Source organism: Xanthomonas hortorum pv. cynarae (assembly GCF_002939985.1).
Taxonomy (GTDB): Bacteria; Pseudomonadota; Gammaproteobacteria; order Xanthomonadales; family Xanthomonadaceae; genus Xanthomonas; species Xanthomonas hortorum_D.
Genome location: NZ_MDFM01000007.1, coordinates 53,099 through 76,115 on the forward strand (window position 1 = coordinate 53,099; position 23,017 = coordinate 76,115).

Genomic DNA, 23,017 nt, shown 5'->3' on the forward strand with positions numbered 1-23,017 from the left:
AGACCCTTGCCGTCGTCAGCGCGATGCGCTGGTCAACGTTCCAGTTCAAGAAACTCGAGCACATGGCGCGCCAGCGCCTCTACATTCTCACCATCGGCGTGAAGATGGACCTCCGGCGACTCCGGCGCCTCATAGGGCGAATCGATGCCGGTGAAGTTGGGAATCTGCCCGGCCCGCGCCTTGCGGTACAGCCCCTTCACATCGCGCGCCTCGGCGACCGCGAGTGGAACGTCCACAAACACTTCGACGAATTCACCCTGGTCGAAGCGCTCGCGCGCCAGCTGCCGCTCGGCGCGGAACGGCGAGATGAAGCTCACCAGCACGATCAGGCCGGCATCGGCCATCAAGCGCGCCACCTCGGCCACGCGGCGGATGTTTTCCACGCGGTCTTCGTCGGTAAAGCCCAGATCGCGGTTGAGCCCGTGGCGCACGTTGTCGCCGTCCAGGATGAAGGTGTGATAGCCCAGCGCGTGCAGGCGCTTGTCGACCAGATTGGCAACGGTGGATTTGCCTGCGCCCGACAAGCCGGTGAACCACAGCACGCGCGGGGTCTGGCCCTTGATGCGCGCACGCGCGGCGCGATCCACGTCCAGATGCTGCCAGTGCACGTTGCCGGCGCGGCGTAGCGCAAACTCCAGCGTGCCGGCGGCTACGGTGGCATTACTCTGCCGGTCGATCAGGATGAAGCCGCCCAGCACGCGGTTGCGCGCATACGGCGAGAACGCAATCGGCTCGTCCAGCGCCAGATTGCAATAACCCACCTCATTGAGCTCCAGCCGCTTGGCGGCCAGCCGTTCCTGCGTGTTCACATCGACCTTGTGCTTGATCTCGCTGATGCTCGCGGTGACCGTGCGCGTGCCGATCTTGAGCCAGTACGGGCGGCCCGGCAGCAACGCGGCATCGTCCATCCACAGCAGGTGCGCGGCGAACTGGTCGGCCACTTCCGGCGGGTCGTCGACCGCGGCGATGATGCCGCCACGGCTGATATCGATCTCGTCGTGCAAGGTCAGGGTGACCGCCTGGCCGGCGCGTGCGCTGTCCACGTCGCCATTGGCATCCAGCACCGATGCCACCTGCGTGCGCCGCCCGGAGAGGACCACCACCACGGCATCGCCAACCCGCACCTGCCCGGCCGCAATGGTGCCGGCATAGCCACGGAAATGCTGGTTGGGACGATTGACCCACTGCACCGGCAAGCGGAACCCGCTGCCTGCTTCCGGCGCCTCCAATTGCACGGTATCGAGATGCTGCAACAGATGCGGGCCGCCGTACCACGGCATCCGCGTCGAGGCGCTGGACAGATTTTCGCCATCCAGTGCCGAGAGCGGAATGCACTGCACATCGGCAATGCCCAGCTGCGCGGCCAGCACGCGATAGGCATCGGCGATCTCGGCGAAGACCTGCGCGTCGTAGTCCACCAGATCCATCTTGTTGACCGCCAGCACCACATGCCGGATGCCCAGCAACGACACGATGTAACTGTGCCGGCGCGTCTGCGCCAACAATCCCTTACGCGCATCCACCAGCACCACCGCGACATCGGCGGTGGATGCGCCGGTGGCCATATTGCGCGTGTACTGCTCATGCCCGGGGCAGTCGGCGACGATGAACTTGCGCTGGTCGGTATCGAAATAGCGGTACGCCACATCGATGGTGATGCCCTGCTCGCGCTCGGCGGCCAGGCCATCCATCAACAACGCATAATCGATGCCCTCGCCTTGCGTGCCATGCCGGCGACTATCGCTTTCCAGCGCTGCCAGCTGATCGTCGAACAAGCGCTTGCTGTCGTACAGCAAGCGCCCGATCAGCGTGCTCTTGCCATCGTCCACGCTACCGCAGGTAATGAAGCGCAGCAGCGGTTTGGATTCGTGTTGATGCAGATAGGCGCCGATGGCGCCGGGATTTGGGAGTGGGGAATCAGGAATCGCAACGGCGGTCTCCTCCCTCATCCCGTGCGCGGTGAACTGCTGTTTCGATTCCCCATTCCCGACTCCCCATTCCCGGCCCACTAGAAATACCCCTCAAGCTTTTTCTGCTCCATCGATGCACCCGGCGCATGATCGATCATGCGGCCCTGGCGCTCGGAGCTGGTGCTGACCAGCATCTCGGCGATCACCGCTTCCAGCGTGTCGGCGGTGGATTCGATCGCACCGGTCAGCGGATAGCAGCCCAGCGTGCGGAAGCGCACCGAGCGTAGTTGCGGCGTCTCGCCTGCGTGCAACGGCAGGCGATGGTCGTCGACCATGATCCACGCGCCGTCGCGCTCCACCACCGGGCGCGGTGCGGCGAAATACAGCGGCACCACCGGAATGTGTTCGCGGTAGATGTACAGCCAGATATCCAGCTCGGTCCAGTTGGAGAGCGGAAACACGCGCACGCTTTCGCCCGGTTTGGTGCGCGCGTTGTAGAGATTCCACAACTCGGGGCGCTGGTTCTTGGGGTCCCAGCGGTGTCGTGCATTGCGGAACGAGAACACGCGCTCCTTGGCACGCGATTTCTCCTCGTCGCGGCGCGCGCCACCAATGGCCGCATCGAAGCCGCCCTGCTCCAGCGCCTGCTTCAGTCCCTGGGTTTTCATGATGTCGGTGTGCACCGCCGCGCCATGGCTGATCGGGCCGATGTCCTGGGCGATGCCGTCCGGGTTGATGTGCACGCGCAGGTCCACGCCGGTCTCGGCCGCACGGCGGTCGCGGAAGGCGATCATCTCGCCGAACTTCCAGCGCGTGTCCACGTGCAGCAGCGGAATCGGCGGCGGCGACGGCGCGAAGGCCTTGAGCAGCAGATGCAGCAGCACCGAACTGTCCTTGCCCACCGAATACAGCATCACCGGGGCCCGGAACTCGGCGGCGACTTCGCGCAGGATGTGGATGCTTTCGGCTTCGAGCCGGTCGAGGTGAGACAGGGGCTGCAGAGTCATCGGGGTGTCGTGGCGTCGGCGGGCAGACCAGCCGATGGTAGGGCAAGGCGCCGCAGTGTGTGGCGCAGGCAGCCCGCACCCAAATAAGCGGCCGGCATAACGCGATAACGGCTCATCCTTTCTGGCCGCCGCAACGTTTCCATAACATCACTGGTCTCATCAACGCCCCCGGATCCAAATGACCGCCGCCAGTTCCGCGCTACCGCCCAGCCCCTTGCCCGACGAGCGCAAGGCGCTGCTGGAACGGTTGGTGGACGGCCTGGATTCTGCGTCACTGTGGTGGCTGTCTGGTTACACCGCCGGGCTGGCACAAGGCCAGCCGCCGCGCTCGCTCGCGGTCCTGCCGGGCGGGCAGCCCCACGCGATCGCGCAAGCGAGCCAGCGCCTGACCGTGCTGTATGGCAGCCAGACCGGCAATGCCCGCCGCGAAGCGGAGCAACTGGCCGCCGAGGCCGAGGCGGCGGGCTTGAGCGTGCGCTTGCTGCGCGCCGACGCCTACCCCACTCGCGAGTTGGCCAGCGAACGCTTGTTGTATGTGGTGATCAGCACCCAGGGCGAAGGCGACCCACCGGACGATGCGATCGGGCTGGTCGAATTTCTGGCCAGCCGGCGCGCGCCCAAGCTGCCCGAGCTCAAGTACGCGGTGCTGGGGCTGGGCGATTCCAGCTACGCGGATTTTTGCGGCATTGCACGCCGCATCGACGAGCGCCTGGCCGAACTCGGCGGCAGCCGCGTGCAGCCGCGTGGCGAAGCCGATCTGGATATCGACAGCGTCGCCGCGCCCTGGCGTGCGCAGGCACTCACGCACGCACGCGAGCACCTCAAGAGTGGCCCGCCTTCGGCCACCATCACGCCATTGCGCAGCAGCGCGGCCGCAGCAGTGTGGTCGCATCAGCACCCGTTCGCTGCAGAGGTGCTGGCCAACCAGATCATCAGCGGGCGCGACTTCAAGGGCCCGCAGTTTCGCGTCTATGCACTGCCCGGCAAGCGCGTGCGTCATCTGGAACTTTCGCTGGAAGGCAGCGGGCTGAGCTACGAGCCCGGCGATGCGCTGGGCATCCGTCATCGCAATCCGCCCGCACTGGTGGATGCAGTGCTGCAGACGCTGCGCCTGGATGGTCATGCCGCGGTCACCATCGGCGAAGAGACTCTGGCCTTGAACGAGTGGCTTGCCACCCGGCGCGAACTCACCAAGCTGTCGCGGCCGCTATTGGCCGCACATGCCGAGCGTGCGTGCGCCGAGGAGCTGCAGACGCTGCTCACCCCGACCCAGACTGCCGGCCTGGCGTCGTTGCTCGCCGATCACCAGTTGATCGACGTGCTGCGACGCTGGCCGGCGGATTGGGACCATGGCGGCCTGCTGGCCGCCCTGCGTCCGCTCACCCCACGCCTGTACTCGATCGCCTCCAGCCGCAAGCGCGTGGGCGAGGAAGTGCACCTGGTCGTGGACGAACTCACCTACCAGGCGCACGGCCATGCGCATCTGGGCTCGGCCAGCGGCTTTCTGGCCGCCCTGCGCGAAGGCGACACCGCACCGGTCTATATCGAGCCGAACGAACGCTTCCGTGTGCCGGCCAATCCGGACCGCGACATCCTGATGATCGGCCCGGGCACCGGCGTGGCACCGTTCCGCGGCTTCGTGCAGGAACGCGCCGAAACCGGCGCCAAGGGCCGCAACTGGCTGTTCTTCGGCGCCCAGCATTTCAATACTGACTTCCTGTATCAGGCCGAATGGCAGCAGGCCCTGCAGCGCGGCGAACTGCATGCATTGGAAGTGGCGTTCTCGCGCGACCAGGCCGCAAAAATCTACGTGCAACACCGCCTGCGCGCACGCGGCGCCGAGGTCTACGCCTGGTTGCAAGGCGGCGCGCATGTGTATGTGTGCGGCGCTACCGGCATGGGCAAGGACGTGCACGCCGCCCTGCTCGACATCGTTGCCACCCACGGCGCACTCGATGCCGAAGCCGCAGCGGCGTATCTCACCAAGCTGCAGGTGGAGGGGCGGTATGCGCGCGATGTCTATTAGAGCCGGGATTGGGGAGTTGGGATTGGGGATTCGTAACGGCGGGCTCCCGAGGTCGTTGTGTTGTCGTCGTACTGCCTGCCTTGTGTTGCCAATCCCCAATCACGAATGCCGAATCCCGTCATGAGCCATTCCGTCGAAGACATCAAATCCGAAAGCCGTCGTCTGCGCGGGTCGCTGGAACAGAGTCTGGCCGATGCGGTGACCGGTGCGTTGCGTGAGGACGATCAGACCCTGATCAAGTACCACGGCAGCTACCAGCAGGACGACCGCGATATCCGCGATGAGCGGCGTCGCCAGAAGCTTGAGCCGGCGTATCAGTTCATGATCCGCACGCGCACGCCGGGTGGGGTGATCTCGCCCACGCAGTGGCTGGCGCTGGATGGCATCGCCACGCGGTATGCCAATCATTCGCTGCGCATCACCACGCGCCAGGCATTCCAGTTCCATGGCGTGATCAAGCGCGAACTCAAGGCGACCATGCAGGCGATCAACGCGACCTTGATCGATACGCTGGCCGCCTGCGGCGATGTGAATCGCAATGTGCAAGTGGCAGCCAATCCGCTGCTGTCGCAGGCGCACGCCACGCTGTATGCCGATGCTGCGCGCGTGTCCGAGCATCTGCTGCCGAATACGCGCGCGTACTACGAAATCTGGCTGGACGAAGAGCGCGTCTCCGGCTCCGGCAGCGAAGAGGAACCGATCTACGGCGACCGTTATCTGCCGCGTAAATTCAAAATCGGCTTCGCCGCGCCGCCGCTCAACGATGTGGACGTGTTCGCCAACGATCTGGGCTTTATCGCCATCCTGCGCGAGGGCCAATTGCTCGGCTACAACGTCAGCATCGGCGGCGGCATGGGCGCCAGCCATGGCGATGCGGAAACCTGGCCGCGCGTGGCCAATGTCATTGGGTTTGTCACCCGCGATCAGTTGCTTGATCTCGCAACCGCCGTGGTCACCACGCAGCGCGACTTCGGCAATCGCGCAGTGCGCAAACGCGCACGCTTCAAATACACCATCGACGATCATGGTCTGGACACCATCGTGGCCGAGATCGAACGCCGCGCCGGTTTCGCGCTGCAGCCGGCGCAGCGGTTCGCCTTCGAGCATAACGGCGATCGCTACGGCTGGGTCGAAGGCGAAGACGGGCTGTGGCATCTGACTCTCTCGCTGCCGGCCGGGCGCATCGCCGATACCGAAAGCGCTGCGCACCTGAGCGGCCTGCGTGCGATTGCGCAATTGAACGTCGGCGAGTTTCGCATGACGCCCAACCAGAATCTGGTCATCGCCGGTGTGCTGGCCAGCGAGCGCGCGCGCGTCGATGCCTTGGTTGCGCAGTACGGCCTGGATGCCGGCAACCGCGCGCCCACCGCACTGGCACGCGGCGCGATGGCCTGCGTGTCGCTGCCCACCTGCGGCCTGGCGATGGCCGAGGCCGAGCGGTATCTGCCCGACTTCAGCGCCGCCTTGCAACCGTTGCTGGAACAGCACGGACTGGCCGACACCCCGATCGTGCTGCGCCTGTCCGGTTGCCCCAACGGCTGCTCGCGCCCCTATCTGGCCGAGATCGCGTTGGTGGGCAAAGCGCCCGGTCGCTACAACCTGATGCTGGGCGGCGATCGCCGTGGCCAGCGTCTGAACACGCTGTATCGCGAAAACATCACCGAGGCGGACATCCTCGCCGCGCTGGAACCGCTGCTGGCGCGCTATGCGGCCGAACGCGACCAGGCCGGCGACGAAGGCTTCGGCGATTTCCTGCATCGCAGCGGCCTGATCGCCCTGCCGCCCTACCCCACCCACCGTCACCTCGACCTGGAATTGCTCGCATGACCGCGCTGCCTGCTGCATCGATCGCACCTTCCGCGCTGGACGACCTGGACGCGCTCAACGCGCAGCTGGAAGGCCTGCGTGCCGACGAGCGCGTGGCCTGGGCACTGCAACACGGCCCGCAGGACGCGGCGCTGTCCTCCAGTTTCGGCGCGCAGTCGGCAGTCACCCTGCACCTGCTCACCCAGCAGCGCCCGGACATTCCGGTGATCCTGATCGACACCGGTTACCTGTTCCCGGAAACCTACCGGTTTGCCGACGCGCTGGCCGACCGGCTCAAGCTCAATCTCAAGGTGTATCGCCCGTTGGTCAGCCGTGCCTGGATGGAAGCGCGCCACGGTCGCCTGTGGGAACAGGGCATGGTCGGCATCGACCAGTACAACAACCTGCGCAAGGTCGAGCCGATGCGGCGCGCATTGGACGAGCTCAATGTGGGCACCTGGTTCACCGGCCTGCGCCGCAGCCAGTCCGGCGGCCGCGCGCAGACGCCGATCGTGCAAAAGCGCGGCGAGCGCTACAAGGTCAGCCCGATCGCCGACTGGACCGATCGCGACGTGTGGCAATACCTGCAGGCGCACGATCTGCCGTATCACCCACTGTGGGAGCAAGGCTACGTGTCGATCGGCGACTTCCACACCACGCGCCGCTGGGAACCGGGCATGCGCGAAGAAGACACGCGCTTCTTCGGATTGAAGCGCGAGTGCGGCATTCACGAGGACATCTGAGCACTACACCACGTCGTCATTTCTTCGCGGTAATTTCAAGCGCTGTGGCGCGCTGAATGTTTCTGCTGGCCATCCCAAGAAGTAAGGCCTCGCCGTAGCGAATGCTCAGCGCGATGCAGCCGCAGACATGCCGACCCTCATGGCGCTGCGACGCCAGTTTGATCGCGCTGCATCCAGTAGCGATCAAACAGCCACATCAGCAGCAACGAGAGTCCGACCAACGGGAAGATCAGCCCGCAGATCACCAGCAGCAGCATCAAACCGCGCAGCGTGCGTGGTTCGGCTGGCAGCGGCGGCACGCCCAGCCCGCCGGCCGGGCGACGCTTCCACCACATCACCGCAGCGCTCACGCACAACAACACGATCGCCGCGCACGCCAGCAACAGGATCAACTGATTGGCAGTGCCGTACTGCTGGCCCAGGTGCACGTTGATGCCCCATTCCAGCGCGCGTCCCACCGGCCCGTAATCGCGATAAGTCATGTCCAGCAGCACCGCACCGCTGTACTGATCCAGATGGATCACGCGCTGCCGTTGCAGGTCGGCCGGATACACCGAGGCGGTGTACACGCCGGTAGCGCCACGCGGCGGCGAGATGCTGTAGCCCGGCACGATGCCGAGTGCATCGAAGCGCGCCATCGCCGCATCCAGCCCTATCGCAGCATGACCGGGCGCAGCGACGCTGCCGGTGCCGGTGCCGGTGCCACCGTGAGCCGCGTGCTCGCTGTCCGTCGAGTGCGCGTGTTGCGCCGAGTGGCTTGAGTGCTGTGAGTCCCCCGGCATGCCTATTTGCTCTGAGTGCTCTACAGGATTTGCATCAGAAGCACGCTGACTAGCCCCTCTCCCCGCGGGGCGAGAAGGCACGGCTTGCGCGCCACTGGCGCGCGTGCCTTGGAGCGCCCGCGCTGCTAGCGCGGGCCGGGGCGCGGAGCGGGGGTTGGGGTGAGGGTCGGCAGCACGCACTGCACTCACCTTCAACCCGCCCGCCTGCTCATGCCGCGCAACACCTCCACGCCCAGGCACAACAGACTCCGGCACGCGCGCCTGCCGCAACGACCACGCCGGATCGGTCGTCTCGGTCAACCGCTGCTGCGACATCGGCTGCTGTACCCGCAGCCCAGCCGGATACCCGAAATCCTGCCCATTGACCCAGCGATTGACCTGCGCGCCCCACAGCCACGACCACGGCATGCCGGTCAGCGCCAGAAACAGCAACACCGCGCCCACACTCGCCCCGGTGACCGCATGCAGATCGCGCCAGAACAGCCGTTGCGCCGGCTTGCCGCGCACGCTGACCACCCCGCCGCGACGCCCGCGCGGCCACCACAGATACACACCGGTCAGCACCAGCACGATCGCCCAGCCGGCCGCCATTTCGATCAACCCGCGCGCAAGCGGCCCGATCAACTCCAGGCTGTGCAGCCGACGAATCGTCCAGCCCAGGGTGCCATGCTCGGGCAGCGTGCCCAGCACGCGTGCGCGGTACGGATCGACATAGACCACGTGCCGCATGCCGTGCGCATCGACCAACCCGATCTCGGCGCTGGCATCGGCACGACTCGGCGTGGTGTAACGGAACAAGGTGCCGCCATCGCTGCGCTGCGCCGCATCGACCAGGTGCTGCGCAGACACGCGCAGCGCGCCCACCGGCACGACCTTCAACCCATGGTGCACGCTGCGATCGATCGCGTCCTGATACAGAAACGCCGCACCGGTCAGCGCCAGCCAGATGATGAAAGGCAGCACCAGTAAGCCGGCATAGAAATGCCAGCGCCACACCGCACGATAGAAGCGCCAGCGGCTGTCCTGACGCAGCTCGGCACCAGCACCCTGAGCAGTCGATACGCGCATCAGAAGCTCCAATCCCACGACAGCGACAACGCACGCCCATCGCCCGGCGAATAACCGGAACTTCCGGTGTCGTACCACGCGTACACATACGCACGATCGGTCACGTTGCGCAGCTGCAGGCTGAGCGCATTGCGCGCATCCACGTTCCAGCGCGCGCCCAGATTGAGCAGGGCATAACCACCGGTGCGGCCCAGCGTATTGCTGCGCTCCAGATAATAATCGCCTTGCGCATTGCCCCAGGCGCTCAGCTGCACGGCCGAAGTGAGCTGCCATTCCAGCCCGGCAGTCGCCAGCCAATGCGGCACGTTTTAGATCTCCTTGCCGCGCGTGGCCGGCGCGCTCGGGTCGGGCGTGGCGATGCTCGCCTTCTGCCGCGAATACGACAGCCAGGCCCGCCAGTGTTCGGCCGGCTGCAGATTCAGTTGCGCATCCCAGCCGCGCCGCAGCGTGCGCCCCACGTTGGCCACATCGCCGACACCGGCCACGCCGTTCACTCCCAGAATGGTGGCGACTTCACCGGACGCGCGTTGCTCCCAATACGCCAGGCGCCCGTCCATCACCGCCGACGGGGCGAACTTGAAACCGGCCTCCCAGCCATCGTTGATCGATGGACCCAGGTTGCCGGGCTGGCGACGATACGCGCCATCGCCGCTGCCGATCTGGAAGCTGCGGCCCCAGTTGGCGTACATGCTGCTCTGCCCGACAAGCCGATAGCTGGCGCTGAACTTGGGCTGCTTGATGGTGCCGTAGTCGTAGGTGGGCGCGTAAATGCCGGTGCGCACATCGTGCAGCTGCCCATCGACGCGATCGATGCGATAGCCCGGCACCACCTGCAGGCGCTCGATCGGTGTCAGCACCGCCTGCACATAAGATCCGCGTGTGCGCAGGTCGTAATCCCAATCGCGCAATTGCGCGCCGCGCACGCGTGCCACGGTGCGGTAACGCTGCGACTGGTTGTCCTGCCACTGCGCATCCACACCGGCTTCCAGGTTGGCGCTCAGCGCGCCCCAATCCGGCTGCCAGTTGCCACGCAACAGCAGGCCGCGATGGGTTTCGTCGGTATCGCGTTCTTGCTGCAGGCCGGCTGCGGAAAACCGCACCCAACGCCGATTGCGATAGTCGTTTTGATAGGCCTTTGCACTCCACTGCGCATCGGCGCCCAGCGTGCCGTCCGCATGCAACGCGGTCTGCCGCACCTGCCGTTCGCTGCGATCGTCCTGTGCATAGTCCGGCGAACTGCGCGGCGCAGCGCGTGCGCTTGCCGCATCCAGATAACCCGCTTCCAGCGCGTGATTGTCGTAGTACCGCGTGGTGAGCCCGGCACGGAACGCACCATCCGGGTCGGTGTAGAACCACTTGCCGGCCACGCTGCGCTTACGCGCCTCGGCATGGTCGCGATAGCCATCGGAATCGCGCCACGCCAGTACATAGTTCTGGCTCCATGCGCCATGTTCGAAGCCCTTGCCCAGCTGCACCTCGCGCGCACCGAAGCTGCCGCCCGTCACGCTCAAACGGCCATCGTTACCGCCGGTGCGGGTCAGCACGTCCACGCTGCCGGCAATCGCATTCAGACCATAGCGCGCATCGTTGGTACCACGCACGATCTCGATCGCGCTGATGTCCTGCGGAAACACCGCGTCCAGATACGGCATGCCACCGGCATTGTCGTTGCTGGGGATGCCGTCGATCAGCAGCTTCACTGCATTGATCCGTCCCTCGCCGTTGAAGCCACGGAACGAGAACCGCCCCGCATCGGTGCCCATGCGGAACTGGGTGACCTGCACACCCGGCGCGCGCATCAGCAGCTCCCAGCTGTAATCCACGTGTTGATCGTGCAGCAGCTCGCCGCCGATCACATCCACCGAACTCAGTACGCGTGCCGTGTTCGGGCTGCGCTGGGTCTGGCTCACCTGCACCTTGCCCAGCGTCAACGCCGCATCCTGTGCCTGCACCTGGCAGGCAGGCCACCACACCAACGCCAACGACGGCGCATACCACATCGTTTTCAAGAACCGCAGACGCATGACCAACCCTTCGCCGTGCCGGCACGGCAACACCGCCATGCGCCGCGGCATAGCAGCGGGCACAGGCATCACTTCAGGAAAGCGGGCCGTCCATGCAGCGGCAGGCGGGCACGCCGGAAAACCAGGCGTGCAATCAACACAACGCAGCGGACGCCCGCGATGGGACCAGACTCACGCGTGCAGCGGCGGCCCACGTGCCCCGAGTGCGGCCCAGCGCACGACCGACCACGCCCGTGCATGGGTGTGCATGGGCGCCGGCGCCGACCGGAGTTGCAGCAGACACAGCACCAGCAGCGCCAGCCACGGCAGCAGGCGCGCGGCCAGCACGCAGTAATCGCAAGCTTCGCCGTGCATGCCGGCAGCGTGTTCGCCAGTTGGAGGCTTGGCTGGCGACGCGGCGCTGCCGTGATGATGCGCGGCAGTCTGCGCCGGCATGGCCTGGTGGCCTGCGTGCGACGCCCCGCCTGCATCCAATGCAGGCCCGCTCATGCACATCGGTTCGACCGACTGCGCCTGGCTCCACCGGCTGATCAGCGGCGCCACCAGCATCAGCGCCACCGCCAGACAGGCAAGCAGGTGCAGCCAACGGTGATGACGGAACGAACGCATCGCGCGAGTGTAAACCGCCGCCTACCGCGCGGCGATGCTTGCGGCCGGTGCGCGACCGGATGTCGCACCCTGATGTCGCACCCTGATGTCGCACCCTGATGTCGCACCCTGATGTCGCATCCTTGGGTCGTCGCAACCCCTTCGTACTGATCGTTGCTCAGCCGCAACACACCGCGCAATTTGCGTCACGACATCGCAAACAAACCAAAACGCCGCCCCTCCACTGTCGGGGCCGGCAGTCACAGTTCCAGCCACGAGCGTGATTGCACCCACATGCCAGCCCCTGCCATGCCCTATGCTTGTCGCTTATCCAATTAATTCTGCGCGCGCATGAGCGTCTTGTTCGATCCAGCGGCTGAGCCCCTTCCCTGCGCGCCCAAACCAGCGAGCGAAGCGTTGCGCCTGCAGGCGCTGCGCAGCTACGGCATTCTCGATACGCCGCGCGAGGCGGCATTCGAAGACATCACCAGGTTGGCCTCGATCATCTGCCAGACCCCGATCGCGCTGATCAGCCTGGTGGATGCCGACCGCCAATGGTTCAAGAGCGAGCGCGGCATGGGCGAGCGCGAGACGCCGCTGTTCAAGTCGATGTGCGCGCATGCGCTGCTCGACAACGACGTGCTGGTAGTGCCCGACACGCGCGAAGACATCCGCTTTGCACGCAACCCGCTGGTCACCGGCGAGGTGCCACTGCGGTTTTATGCCGGTGCGTTGCTCAAGACCAGCGAAGGCCTGTCGCTGGGCACGGTCTGCGTGCTGGACCGGCAACCGCGTCAACTCACTGACGAACAGGTCGAAGCGCTGCGCGCACTGGCACGCCAGACCATGGCGCAGCTGGAACTGCGCCGCGCGCTGCAGACTGCCGAAGAGTCCGACCGCTATCGCAGCCGACTGATGGCGATCGCCGGGCACGACCTGAAAACCCCGCTGCGCACTGCGGCCTATGCCATCGACAAGATGCGCCGGCACGCCAATGTCGATTCCGTTCCCACCCTGGTCACCGCACGCGATGCGATCGGCGTGGTGGCACGCAGCCTCGACGAACTGGCCACACTGGCCGCCGCGAGCAAGAGCTCCACCCCGGATCTGCAGCCGCTGGCACTGGAAGACGTGCTGCACGCGGTCCTCGGCGTGTGGCGGCAACCGGCGAGCGACAAATGCCTGGCCTTGCGCCACGTGCCCACTTCGCTGCGCGTGCGCAGCCACGCCACGCTGCTGACCACGCTGATCGGCAACCTGGTCGGCAACGCGGTCAAGTACACCGAACGCGGACGCGTACTGGTCGGCGTGCGCCGCCGCCCCGGCTATGCCGTGGTGGAAATCATCGACAGCGGCATCGGCCTGAACCTGGACCACCCCGAACAGGTGTTCCAGGCGTTTCGCCAGGCCGACCCGAACAGCGAAGGGCTGGGCATCGGTCTATGGATCGTGCACCGCACTGCCGAAACCCTGGACTGCGAGGTGGATGTGCGCCCGCGCCCGGCAGGCGGCACCTGTTTCTCGGTACGCATCCCGCTGGCCTGAGCGCGGCAGTGCGTCGCGCATAAAAAAAGGCGGACCCGGGCTCCCGACCCGAATCCGCCGCCAAGCACGCCAGGTCTCTCCCCAGGGACCAGGGTGCGCCAGCCGCGCCATCGCGCAGCCTCGCGCAATGGTGATGCGACAGCGCTGGCAACCTCTCGACGACACCGCCAAACACACCGGCCATGCGATCACTGCATCGCCGGTCCTGCGCCGTCCACCCCTAGACGTCCGAAAGTGTCGCGTTATGGTTGCTATAAGGATTTACGACAGCGCAGCGCGCAACTTGATACGGACCGATGACGCCGATCCGGCGGCCCTGACACATGTAGGGAGAATCACTGACAGCGTGTTTCCGGGTAAGTGCAAGCCTGCGCGCAGGCTGTTGATCGCATTGAGATTTTTCGCAACCACTTGCGTTGCAGTGCAGCATCCAGGGCAACCACGCGTGCAACGGATGAGGCCGTCAAAGCTCAGGTTCGGCCGCATCCTGCCGCGCAAACCACTCGGCCGAATGCACCTCTTCGGCTGCGACCTCCAACAGCTGACGCAGCACCGCCAGCGGAATCTGCACCTGGGTGTCGCCGGCCTGCACTGCCACCCATAACGCTTCGTCGTGCGGGTCGGCCAGTACCGTCAGCAACGCATGCTCGCGGCCGTCGACGTTGGCCGACAGCTGCAACGACATGCCGCCGTCCTGGTCGGGCGACCACAGCCGGCTGAGAGGCGGACGCAGTGGCTCGGTCAATCGCTCGGTCATCGGTTGCAGCGCCTCACAGTGGCGAACAGGGATCGCGCGCGCGCAGCAAACCGGAATCGGTACACCCCGCGCGCAGACCGCAGTGTACGAACAGTCCCTACCGATTCCGAATACCGACCGCCAGCATGATGCAGTTGCACGGTTGCGACGTGGACGTACTTGCGGTGTGTCTCATGCTGGTTACGCATGCAAGCGCCATTAGTGACCGGAGCATTCGCGTAAAACTGGCAGGCGCCGTGAGCGGCGATAGTCGATGCGCGGTGCCGCATCCGGGAGCGGGACACGCCGCAAGTACGTCCATGTAGGCTCGGTGGCGGCATCCATGCCGCCACACGGTCCCGCACCCGGATACGGCACCACGCCTCCACTCTTCACTGCAGCTGATGGGCAAGCAATGATTTCAGGTAGGCATAATGCTTGCGGGTTCCACAGGAGATTTCTGCAGTCGATGTGGTTGGCATCAATCCATCGTTTCGCCATTGTGAGGTCATGATTCGAAGAAGGGCCAGTGAACCAGACACCGTTTCTCCTTCAACCACCGACAACACCTGGTGGTGCTTGCGCGCGTACCGGCATGGGACCTTACGCGGCATGGATGCCGCGTAAAAGCCTACATGGACGTACTTGCGGCGTGTCCCACGCTGGTACGCGCGCAAGCGCCCCTCAGTGACCGAAGCACTCTCACAAAACCGGCAGACGGTGGGTGCGGGATTGGCCTGTACGCGGCCGCTGATCGGCAGGTAATACCTTCGCTTTCCTGCAGAACATGCATCGCATCGATCCGGCAAACATGCAGCCTTCGATAGCCGCTCAACCAGCGCTCCTGCGGCCGTCGCCAGCCGCTCAGCTGGTAATGGTCTGGGTCAGCGACCCCCAGGTCGGCGGCAGCGGCCAGTTCGGCGCCTGGTTGCCATCCAGCACGCGCCGCAGATCGCGCTTGTCGATCTGCGGCGCCAGCACATGCACCAGATCCAGCGCGTAATCGCGCAACACGCGGTCGCGCGGCAGCACCGCCCAGGCGATGCAATCGGCAATGGGCGCCGGCGCTGGCCAGGCGCGCAGATCCTCATCGTTGGCGCTGACCGCCATCTCCGCCACCAGACCAACGCCCAGGCCGGCACGCACATAGGTCTTGATCAGGTCCGCATCCAGCGCGGTCAGCGCGATGCTTGGCTCCAGCCCGACCTGCGCAAATGCCCGCTGCAACGACGAACCTGGCCGCGTGGACGACTCGTAACTGATCAACGGGTATTGCGACAGCGCCTGCATGTCCGGCGCGGTGCGCGCCTGATCCAGCGGATGACCGCGCGGCACGATCACCAGCCGACGCCAGCGATACAGCGGCACCGCAATCCCGGCACTCGGCTCGCCACCGGCGGTGCTGACCACCGCAATATCCGCATCGCCCTGGCTGAGCAGATCCAGCGCCGCGCTTTCGGCGGCCTGCTGCAGATGCACGCTCACCTGCGGGTAGGCGTGCTTGATCTGCGCCACCGCCGGCGGCAGCACGAAGCGCGCCTGGGTATGGGTGGTGGTCAGGGTCAGCTGGCCCTGGCTCTCGCGGCGCTGGTTGGCCGCATAGGTGCGGATGTTATTGGCTTCCGACAGCACCGAACGCGCACGCTCGATCACTTCCACGCCCGCCGGCGTGACCGCATCCAGGCTGCGCCCCTTGCGCACGAACAACAGAAAGCCCAGTTCGTCCTCCAGCTGTTTGAGCTGCTTGGACAGACCGGGCTGGGTAGCATGCACACGCGCGGCGGCCAGCGTGATGTTCAGCTCGGCATCGGCGATGGCGACCAGATAACGAAGTTGGGTCAGCGTCATGGGCTTATATCCAAAAAAGCGCGAGGCGCCACAGGGACTCGACTGTAGAGGAGTTCTATGGGCCAGCTTATAACCGAACGCTATTTTCAGGATGTATGAAGTCATTTCCGACGGCTATATGCCGGCGTTACGGTCTGGCCCTCCCTTCTCGATGCCCCTGCCGTGCCCCCTGTGTTCCCGCTCATTGCCGACCTGCGTGGCCGTGCCGTCCTGGTGGTCGGCGGCGACGCCGATGCCGAGCGCGCCACCGCCGGGCTGCTGCAGGCCGGCGCGCTGCCGTTGGTGGGTGCACCGGAACTCACTATGCAATTGCGCAACTGGGTGCAGGCCGGGCAGGTGCGCTGGCTGTTGGGCGGGTTCGACCCGGCGTGGCTGGAACTGCCCGACCAACCGGTCTGGCTGACCATCGCCGCCAGCGCGACAGCCGGACTCAACGACGCGTTGCGCGCTGCGGCGACCGCGCGCCGCCTGCTCACGCAAGACGCTACCCCGGCCGCTTCAGCAGCGGCACCCGCAGCCTCGCCCACGCCCCGTAGCGCAGTCGGCACGCTGGCCCCCGGCAGCGTGACCCTGGTCGGCGCCGGCCCGGGCGATCCCGGCCTGCTCACCCGGCATGCGTTGCGCGCGCTGCGCCAGGCGGACGTGGTGCTCTACGATCGCCTGGTCAGCCCGCAGATCCTGCAACTGGCCCGGCGCGACGCACTGCGCGTGGAAGTGGGCAAAGCCGCACAAGGCCACAGCACCCGCCAGGAGCAGATCCACGCGCTGATGCTGGAGCACGCCCGCGCCGGGCGCCGCGTGGTGCGGCTGAAAGGTGGCGACCCGTTTGTGTTCGGCCGTGGCGGCGAGGAGCTGGAATTCCTGCGCGACCACGGCATCGCTTTTCAGGTCATTCCCGGCATCACCGCCGCGATAGCTTGCGCCGCTTATGCCGGCATTCCGCTCACCCACCGCGACCACGCGCAATCGCTGCGGCTGATCACCGCGCACTGCAAGGATTCGCTGGACACGCTGGACTGGCAGGCGCTCGGCCAGGAACGCCAGACCCTGGCCTTCTACATGGGTGTGGCAGGCCTGGACAGCATCCAGCAACGCCTGTTGCAGGCCGGCCGCGCGCCCGCCACGCCATTCGCGCTGGTGGAAAACGGCTCGCGCCCGCAGCAACGCGTGATCACCGGCACCCTCGCCAGCCTGGCCGCCACCGCGCAGCAGCACGCCGTGCGCGCACCGGCCTTGCTGATCCTGGGCGAGGTCGCCGGGCTGGCCGCCAGCCTGCACTGGTTCGGCGCACCGCCGTTGACCGCCCGGCCGCCCCCGCACTCACCCATCGCAACGCCCGACGCGCCCACACTCGCCCACGCAGCCTGATTCCGACGGAGACCCCATGGCCCTGTACGACAACATTCTCGACACCATCGGCCGTACCCCGGTGGTCAAGCTCCATCGACTCGCGCCCGAGCACGTGACCCTGTACGTCAAGGTCGAGGCGTTCAATCCGGGCGGCTCGGTCAAGGACCGGCTGGCGCTGGCGATCGTTCTGGACGCCGAGCAGCGCGGCCTGCTCAAGCCCGGCGACACCATTGTCGAGGCCACCTCCGGCAATACCGGCGTGGCGCTGGCAATGGTGGCCGCCGCACGCGGCTACAAGTTCGTCGCCACCATGGTGGAAACCTTCTCCATCGAGCGCCGCAAATTGATGCGCGCGTATGGCGCCAAGGTCATCCTGACCCCGGCCGCCGAGCGCGGCAGCGGCATGGTGCGCAAGGCCAAGGAACTGGCCGAGCAGCACGGCTGGTTCCTGGCCAGCCAGTTCGCCAACCCGGCCAATCCGGCCTATCACCGCAACACCACTGCGGCCGAAATCCTGCGCGACTTCGCCGGCCACCGGCTGGACCATTTCGTCACCGGCTGGGGCACCGGCGGCACCCTCACCGGCGTGGGCGAAGTGCTGCGCGTGGCCCGCCCGGAAGTGCGCATCACTGCCACCGAGCCGGCTGGCGCCGCATTGCTGCAGGGCCAGGACTGGAAGCCGCACAAGATCCAGGGCTGGACCCCGGACTTCGTGCCGGAAGTGCTCAATCGCGATGTCGCGCATGAAGTCCTGAGCGTGGAAGACACCGATGGGATCACTGTGGCCCGTCGCCTGGCCGCCGAGGAAGGCATCTTCACCGGCATCTCCGGCGGCGCCACCGTCGCCACTGCATTGCGCGTGGCCGAAAGCGCGGTGCCCGGCGCCGTCATCCTGGCAATGCTGCCCGATACCGGCGAGCGGTATTTTTCCACACCGCTGTTCGCCGACATCAACGAGGGCTCCGACGACGATTGGTTGGCCGGTCTGCCCTGATCGCCGCGTTGTGTCTGCATACAAGGCCGCGCCCACAGCGCGGCCTTTTTGTTTGTGGTCGATCCAGTCATCGGCCTCGCCTTCCCCGGCATGCGATTGCGTCATGCAATCGCATGGTGCCGCAGATACCTCGGACATCGCCAAGCTTTTGTAGATCGCTGTGTGCGGAGCAGCTCGCACTACGGCACCCGCGCACTCCCGTCCATGTCAAGGAAACGTTAGGATGGCGGCCGTGATGCAGGGAGAAACGTGGTGAACAACCGGCCGTACGGACACAGCGACACCCGCGCATCGCGGGCGCCATGGCTGGTCAAGATCACCTCGCCTGCTCACTTCGCGCTGGCATTGGGCCTGGGTGCCTGGCTGCAAAGCGCGTTGGATCTGCCAGTACCTGCGCCACCCCTGTTGGCGTGGATCGAACTGGCCGGCGGCGGCATCGCCGGTCTCGGGCTGGCGCTGGCGGTGAGCTGCTTCATCCTGTTCGCGCGCCAGCGCACCACCATCATGCCCAGCGGTCATCCCTCGCGGCTGGTGCTGGACGGCCCGTATCGCTTCACCCGCAACCCGATGTATCTGGCGCTGGTGCTGAGCTACATCGGCCTATGTCTGCAGCTGGGTTTGCTGTGGGCAGTTGCGTTGTTGCCGCTGCCATGGCTGGCCTTGCAGCTCTACGTCATCCCGTTCGAAGAAGCGCGCTTGCGTAGTGAATTCGGCCGCCATTACAGCGCCTATTGCGCGCGCGTGCGGCGCTGGTTGTAGCTCTCGATTGTCGGTGACATCTGCGTGGCGATTGACCCAATCGATCGCATCGGCACGTTCGCACAGTTGCGGCATGCCATCGACGCGCGGCATCGACGTACGCGCGCCGGGCAGTCGCAGCAGGTGAGATGAATGGGCGATAGCGTGCCCATTCCGCAACGCGCGTCCCATCACGCGTTCCTCATGCAAATCCCTTAACTATCGCGCTATGAAGATCGAAGTCTGGCAAGGCGACATCACCGAACTCGACGTTGACGTCATCGTCAACGCCGCCAACGAAACATTGTTGGGCGGCAGTGGCGTCGATGGGGCCATCCATCGTGCCGCCGGCCCGCGTTTGCTGGAAGCCTGCGAAGCATTGCCGCAAATGCGTCCGGGCGTGCGCTGCCCCACCGGCGAAATCCGCATCACCGACGGCTTCGATTTGAAGGCACGGCATGTGTTTCATACCGTCGGCCCGGTGTGGCGCGACGGCAAGCACAACGAGCCGGAACAACTCGCCAATTGCTACTGGCAGTCATTGAAACTTGCCGAGCAGATGATGCTGCATTCGATCGCCTTTCCGGCGATCAGTTGCGGCATCTATGGATACCCGTTGTATCAGGCCGCACGCATCGCCGTGACCGAGACACGCGACTGGCAGCGCTCGCACAAGGTGCCCAAGCACATCGTGCTGGTGGCCTACAACGAGGCAACCTTCAAGGCATATCAGCAGGCATTGGCTGCCCAGGAAACTGCGGCCGCCTGAGGCGCGATGCAAAGATTGAAGTGACGAGCGCCGCGAGGCGCTCGTTGCGTTTTGACAAGGCGACTGACGTGCAGCGCCATCACTGGCGCCGACAGTCTTTCAACGACTTCAGTGCGGTATGACGGTGTGGCCCGGCCTCGCGCCCGATCAGCGCTATCGCTCTTGATCGAGGCAAACAAAAACGCCGGCATTGCTGCCGGCGTTTCGTCTTAGCGATGCGACGGTCTTGCAGCCGTCGTCAACCGATCAACCCTTCCACTTGCCCAGCGCGGCCAGACCGTTTTCCTTGGCGCGCTCATAGATGATCTGCTGCGCCTTGGCGAAGTTGCCGGTCATGTCCTTGGCCCACAGCTTCAGTGCGGCCTGCTGCATCGCACGGCCGTAGGAGAAGCTCAGCGGCCACGGCAGATTGCCGAGCTGGTGCATCTCGTTGAGGTGCGCGGTGGACTGCTCGTCGCTCTGGCCGCCGGACAGGAACACGATGCCCGGCAGGATCGCCGGCACGGTCGACTTCAGGCACATCACGGTGGACTCGGCCACTTCTTCGATGCCGGCCTGCTCTTCGCAGCCCTTGCCGGAGATGACCATCGAGGCCTTCAGGATGGTGCCTTCGAGCACGACATTCTGCTCATACAGTGCGCCGAACAGCGAACGCAGCGTCGCTTCGGTGACTTCGTAGCAGGTCTCGATGTCGTGGCTGCCGTCCATGATCACTTCCGGCTCGACCATCGGCACCAGGCCCTGTTCCTGGCACAGCGCGGCGTAACGCGCCAGCGCATGCGAATTGGCCTCGATGCAGGTGCCGGACGGGATGTCTTCGCCGATGTTGATGACCGCACGCCACTTGGCGAAACGCGCGCCCAGCGTGTAGTACTCCTCCAGACGTGCGCGCAGCCCGTCCAGACCTTCGGTGACCAGCTCGCCCGGCATGCCGGCCAGCGGCTGCGCACCCTTGTCGACCTTGATGCCCGGAATGATGCCGTGGGCGGTCATGTACTCGGCGAACGGCACGCCGTCCTTGGTCTTCTGACGGATGGTCTCGTCGAACAGGATGGCGCCGGAGATGTAATCGCTCAGCTTGGGCGTGGTCAGCAGCAGTTCGCGATATGCGCGACGGTTTTCTTCGATGTTCTCGATGCCGACGCTGGCAAAACGCTTGGCGATCGTGCTGGTCGATTCGTCGATGGCGATGATGCCCTTGCCCGGGGCGACCATGGCCTGGGCGGTTTCGGCAAGCTGTTCGATGCTCATGTAGTTCCTGTGGCAGCTGCGGGGGAGAACGAAAGTATAGCGACGAAAGTCGCAGACATTCCTTCACGGAATGTCTGCAACCGATTACACCTGTCCTGCATGACAGGATGTGTGGCGCGGCGCGCATCGCGATGTGCATCGCGATGTGCACGCATGCCGACGATGCCGGTGGCCGCGCATCGGGCGGATGCGCGCATGGGTCTTGTCTGGCGTCTTGCATGCGCAAACGTTCCGCAACAAACCTCACCCGGACATGCCACACAGCACAACGGCGACCCACAGGCCGCCGTTGTGTTTGTCCTCGCGATCACCACGCAGCGCGCGTTTCGCACGCGCGCTGCGTCATCACCAAACAGGCGTGACTACAGCTCGCCCAGTCCGCTGGCGCGGCCGTCTTCGCCGACTTCCAGCAGGCGCAAGGTGTTGGTGGCGCCGTGGGTTTCCATATGCTCGCCGCTGGTAAAGACCACGCGGTCGCCAGGTCCCATGCGCTCGTTCTCCACCAGCAGACGGATCGCCGCACGTGCGGCTTCGCGCGGGGTCAGGCCGCGGCTGTCGAAGCTGATCGGGAACACGCCACGCATCATCGCCATGTGGCGGCGCGCGCCATCGTGACGGGTGAACGCGTAGATCGGCATGTTGGAGCGGAAGCGCGACAGGTAACGCGGCGTGCCGCCGGATTCGGTCAACGCGACCACACCGGCCAGACCGATGTGCTCGGACAGGAACATCGTGGCCATCGCGATCGCCTGGTCGGCGCGCTGCAGGTTGCGTTGCGCGGCTTCGAAGTCGGTGTCGAATTCGAACTGGCGCTCGGCACCCAGACAGATGCGCGCCATCGCTTCCACTGCACGCACCGGGTAGGCACCGGCCGCGGTTTCGGCCGAGAGCATTACCGCATCGGTGCCGTCGATGACCGCATTGGCAACGTCGAGCACTTCGGCGCGGGTCGGGATCGGGCTTTCCACCATCGACTGCAGCATCTGCGTGGCGGTGATGACCACTTTGTTCTGCGCCAGCGACTCGCGGATGATCTTCTTCTGCAGGCCCGGCAATTCGGCATCGCCGATTTCCACGCCCAGATCGCCGCGCGCCACCATCACCACGTCGGAGGCTTCGACGATTTCGACCAGGTTCTCGATCGCTTCGGTGCGCTCGATCTTGGACACCAGCGCGGCATCGCAACCGTGCTGACGCGCGATACGCCGTGCATCGTTCATGTCTTCGGCATTACGGCAGAACGACACCGCGATGAAGTCCACACCGATCTTGGCGACGATGCCGATCAGCTCCTTGTCGCGCTCGGTCAGCGCGCCAAGCGACAACCCGCCGCCCTGCTTGTTCAAGCCCTTGCGATCGGACAACACGCCATCGTTGAGCACGGTGGTGACGATGCGCTGGCCCTGCACTTCGGTGACCTGCAGCTGCACCAGGCCATCGTCGAGCAGCAGCACATCGCCCGCGGCCACGTCCTGCGGCAGGCCGAGGTAGCTGACGCCGACCTGATTCTGGTCGCCCGCAGGTGCATTGGGGTCGGCCACCAGGTCGAAGCGTGCGCCGGTGGTCAGCTTGATCTTGCCTTCGGCAAAGCGCTCGACGCGGATCTTCGGGCCGGGCAGGTCGGCCAGGATGCCGACCTCGGCACCGACACGTACCGCAGCGGCGCGGACTTCGGCCGCACGCTTGGCCTGGCCGGACGGATCGCCGTGGCTGAAATTGAGGCGCACCACGTTGACGCCCGCCTTGAACAAAGCGTCCAGCACACCGGGCGGATCCGTGGCCGGTCCGAGCGTTGCGAGGATCTTGGTGCGGCGTTGACGTTCTTTCATGAT

General features: G+C 65.6%; 16 protein-coding genes and 1 pseudogene. 8 read left to right on the forward strand and 9 right to left on the reverse strand.

Annotated elements, in window-relative coordinates; all coding sequences use genetic code 11:
- Positions 1-32: 32 nt before the first annotated feature.
- Both cysN and cysD read right to left on the reverse strand, forming a co-directional pair.
- Positions 33-1,949, reverse strand: coding sequence for a sulfate adenylyltransferase subunit CysN (gene cysN / locus XcyCFBP4188_RS06640; RefSeq protein ID WP_172839274.1), 1,917 nt, complete (start codon positions 1,947-1,949; stop codon positions 33-35).
- Between the two features lie 59 nt (positions 1,950-2,008).
- Complete coding sequence (cysD, locus tag XcyCFBP4188_RS06645) at positions 2,009-2,917, reverse strand: sulfate adenylyltransferase subunit CysD (protein ID WP_006450707.1); 909 nt, start codon at positions 2,915-2,917, stop codon at positions 2,009-2,011.
- Between the two features lie 178 nt (positions 2,918-3,095).
- Here cysD and XcyCFBP4188_RS06650 point away from each other — a divergent pair, with 178 nt between their 5' ends.
- The 3 genes from XcyCFBP4188_RS06650 (at position 3,096) to XcyCFBP4188_RS06660 (ending at position 7,492) form a co-directional block, all read left to right on the forward strand.
- Positions 3,096-4,943, forward strand: coding sequence for an assimilatory sulfite reductase (NADPH) flavoprotein subunit (locus XcyCFBP4188_RS06650; RefSeq protein WP_006450706.1), 1,848 nt, complete (start codon positions 3,096-3,098; stop codon positions 4,941-4,943).
- A gap of 105 nt (positions 4,944-5,048) precedes the next feature.
- Positions 5,049-6,770 (forward strand): assimilatory sulfite reductase (NADPH) hemoprotein subunit, encoded by a 1,722-nt coding sequence (gene cysI, locus XcyCFBP4188_RS06655; protein WP_104591823.1) that lies wholly within the window; start codon positions 5,049-5,051, stop codon positions 6,768-6,770.
- Positions 6,767-7,492 carry a phosphoadenylyl-sulfate reductase gene (locus tag XcyCFBP4188_RS06660; RefSeq protein ID WP_023904953.1) on the forward strand — a complete coding sequence of 242 codons (726 nt, stop codon included), beginning with the start codon at positions 6,767-6,769 and terminating at the stop codon, positions 7,490-7,492. Before cysI ends, XcyCFBP4188_RS06660 begins: the two co-directional genes overlap by 4 nt.
- Before the next feature lie 137 nt (positions 7,493-7,629).
- On the opposite strand, the gene XcyCFBP4188_RS06665 is transcribed toward XcyCFBP4188_RS06660, so the two are convergent.
- The 3 genes and pseudogenes from XcyCFBP4188_RS06665 to XcyCFBP4188_RS06675 form a co-directional block, all read right to left on the reverse strand.
- The gene (locus XcyCFBP4188_RS06665; protein WP_104591824.1) at positions 7,630-9,342 is read right to left on the reverse strand and encodes a PepSY-associated TM helix domain-containing protein; all 1,713 of its coding nucleotides are present in this window, start codon (positions 9,340-9,342) and stop codon (positions 7,630-7,632) included.
- Positions 9,342-11,342: pseudogene (locus XcyCFBP4188_RS06670) on the reverse strand (TonB-dependent receptor). The gene XcyCFBP4188_RS06665 and the pseudogene XcyCFBP4188_RS06670 overlap by 1 nt, the downstream one beginning before the upstream one ends.
- 195 nt (positions 11,343-11,537) lie before the next feature.
- On the reverse strand, positions 11,538-11,975 hold the full coding sequence (locus tag XcyCFBP4188_RS06675; protein WP_006452710.1) for a DUF2946 family protein: 438 nt from the start codon (positions 11,973-11,975) through the stop codon (positions 11,538-11,540).
- 330 nt (positions 11,976-12,305) lie between these two features.
- On the opposite strand from XcyCFBP4188_RS06675, the gene XcyCFBP4188_RS06680 reads away from it, so the two are divergent.
- Positions 12,306-13,499, forward strand: coding sequence for a sensor histidine kinase (locus XcyCFBP4188_RS06680; protein WP_006452711.1), 1,194 nt, complete (start codon positions 12,306-12,308; stop codon positions 13,497-13,499).
- Positions 13,500-13,962: 463 nt separating this feature from the next.
- Here the strand turns inward: XcyCFBP4188_RS06680 and XcyCFBP4188_RS06690 are convergent, their stop codons facing one another.
- Positions 13,963-14,244 (reverse strand): hypothetical protein, encoded by a 282-nt coding sequence (locus tag XcyCFBP4188_RS06690; RefSeq protein ID WP_043889865.1) that lies wholly within the window; start codon positions 14,242-14,244, stop codon positions 13,963-13,965.
- Between the two features lie 855 nt (positions 14,245-15,099).
- The gene (locus tag XcyCFBP4188_RS06700; protein ID WP_104591825.1) at positions 15,100-16,083 is read right to left on the reverse strand and encodes a LysR family transcriptional regulator; all 984 of its coding nucleotides are present in this window, start codon (positions 16,081-16,083) and stop codon (positions 15,100-15,102) included.
- Between the two features lie 162 nt (positions 16,084-16,245).
- Here XcyCFBP4188_RS06700 and cobA point away from each other — a divergent pair, with 162 nt between their 5' ends.
- The 4 genes from cobA (at position 16,246) to XcyCFBP4188_RS06720 (ending at position 19,934) form a co-directional block, all read left to right on the forward strand.
- Positions 16,246-17,451: a uroporphyrinogen-III C-methyltransferase gene (cobA, locus tag XcyCFBP4188_RS06705; RefSeq protein WP_074066026.1), complete on the forward strand. Its 1,206-nt coding sequence runs from the start codon at positions 16,246-16,248 to the stop codon at positions 17,449-17,451.
- A gap of 16 nt (positions 17,452-17,467) precedes the next feature.
- Positions 17,468-18,427 carry a cysteine synthase A gene (gene cysK / locus XcyCFBP4188_RS06710; RefSeq protein WP_006451419.1) on the forward strand — a complete coding sequence of 320 codons (960 nt, stop codon included), beginning with the start codon at positions 17,468-17,470 and terminating at the stop codon, positions 18,425-18,427.
- Between the two features lie 252 nt (positions 18,428-18,679).
- Entirely contained in the window at positions 18,680-19,186 is a 507-nt protein-coding gene (locus XcyCFBP4188_RS06715; RefSeq protein WP_043909502.1) for a methyltransferase family protein, read from the forward strand.
- A 208-nt stretch (positions 19,187-19,394) separates the two neighbouring features.
- Positions 19,395-19,934: an O-acetyl-ADP-ribose deacetylase gene (locus XcyCFBP4188_RS06720; protein WP_006451417.1), complete on the forward strand. Its 540-nt coding sequence runs from the start codon at positions 19,395-19,397 to the stop codon at positions 19,932-19,934.
- Between the two features lie 246 nt (positions 19,935-20,180).
- On the opposite strand, the gene XcyCFBP4188_RS06725 is transcribed toward XcyCFBP4188_RS06720, so the two are convergent.
- Positions 20,181-21,185, reverse strand: coding sequence for a class I fructose-bisphosphate aldolase (locus tag XcyCFBP4188_RS06725; protein ID WP_006451416.1), 1,005 nt, complete (start codon positions 21,183-21,185; stop codon positions 20,181-20,183).
- Between the two features lie 362 nt (positions 21,186-21,547).
- On the reverse strand, positions 21,548-23,014 hold the full coding sequence (pyk, locus tag XcyCFBP4188_RS06735; protein WP_043889404.1) for a pyruvate kinase: 1,467 nt from the start codon (positions 23,012-23,014) through the stop codon (positions 21,548-21,550).
- Positions 23,015-23,017: the final 3 nt, after the last annotated feature.

Coding starts and splice junctions, on each gene's coding strand:
- cysN (WP_172839274.1), bottom strand. CDS start 1,949: ATGAGGGAGGAGACCGCCGTTGCGATTCCTGATTCCCCACTCCCAAAT.
- cysD (WP_006450707.1), bottom strand. CDS start 2,917: ATGACTCTGCAGCCCCTGTCTCACCTCGACCGGCTCGAAGCCGAAAGC.
- XcyCFBP4188_RS06650 (WP_006450706.1), top strand. CDS start 3,096: ATGACCGCCGCCAGTTCCGCGCTACCGCCCAGCCCCTTGCCCGACGAG.
- cysI (WP_104591823.1), top strand. CDS start 5,049: ATGCCGAATCCCGTCATGAGCCATTCCGTCGAAGACATCAAATCCGAA.
- XcyCFBP4188_RS06660 (WP_023904953.1), top strand. CDS start 6,767: ATGACCGCGCTGCCTGCTGCATCGATCGCACCTTCCGCGCTGGACGAC.
- XcyCFBP4188_RS06665 (WP_104591824.1), bottom strand. CDS start 9,342: ATGCGCGTATCGACTGCTCAGGGTGCTGGTGCCGAGCTGCGTCAGGAC.
- XcyCFBP4188_RS06675 (WP_006452710.1), bottom strand. CDS start 11,975: ATGCGTTCGTTCCGTCATCACCGTTGGCTGCACCTGCTTGCCTGTCTG.
- XcyCFBP4188_RS06680 (WP_006452711.1), top strand. CDS start 12,306: ATGAGCGTCTTGTTCGATCCAGCGGCTGAGCCCCTTCCCTGCGCGCCC.
- XcyCFBP4188_RS06700 (WP_104591825.1), bottom strand. CDS start 16,083: ATGACGCTGACCCAACTTCGTTATCTGGTCGCCATCGCCGATGCCGAG.
- cysK (WP_006451419.1), top strand. CDS start 17,468: ATGGCCCTGTACGACAACATTCTCGACACCATCGGCCGTACCCCGGTG.
- XcyCFBP4188_RS06720 (WP_006451417.1), top strand. CDS start 19,395: ATGAAGATCGAAGTCTGGCAAGGCGACATCACCGAACTCGACGTTGAC.
- XcyCFBP4188_RS06725 (WP_006451416.1), bottom strand. CDS start 21,185: ATGAGCATCGAACAGCTTGCCGAAACCGCCCAGGCCATGGTCGCCCCG.
- pyk (WP_043889404.1), bottom strand. CDS start 23,014: ATGAAAGAACGTCAACGCCGCACCAAGATCCTCGCAACGCTCGGACCG.